General features: G+C 47.4%; 1 protein-coding gene. It reads right to left on the bottom strand.

Translation table 11 applies throughout. From position 1 onward, the window contains the following. Positions 1-15: 15 nt before the first annotated feature. Positions 16-506: LysR substrate-binding domain-containing protein (locus R7Q11_RS29665; RefSeq protein WP_263857242.1), on the bottom strand; the 491-nt coding region annotated here is incomplete at its 5' end.

The raw sequence follows: 506 nt of genomic DNA, 5'->3' as shown, positions 1-506 counted from the left end.
TCTTAAACACTTAAATCATCGTCGTGACTCAATCTGATTCAAAAGCCACTCTCTAAATCGCTCAGTTGACTGGCTTCTTGTATTCATGATCAAGTAATACCCAGCATTGGCAGGAATGGGGGCGAATGGAGAAACCAAACGTTTCGTCGTCAATTCATCCTCAATCAACGCCATGCGTGCCATCGCGATCCCGACTCCAGCTTCAGCCGCAGACATCGCCATGTCTGTTCGATTGAAAAAGTGACCGACATCGGTTTTAAAATCGAATCCCATTGCCGAAGCCCAATACAACCACTCATAATCACGTGTCGCTTTTTCCCACGGCATCGCGTCGTGCAACAACGTAGCCGCTTGCCATTGATTCGCAGACATCGACGATGTTTGATCACCAAAAGGGCTTTTTAGCCACCGATGATCCTCAAGGTATTTAGGGCTCATCACTGGCAGCAATTGTTCATCGAGAATCAACTCGGCATCATGGTCTCGATAAGGGTGAAGACCGTAGT

This window comes from Vibrio sp. 970 (assembly GCF_033339075.1).
Note: the sequence above shows the minus strand (reverse complement) of the source record. Positions and strands in the feature narration are given on the sequence as shown.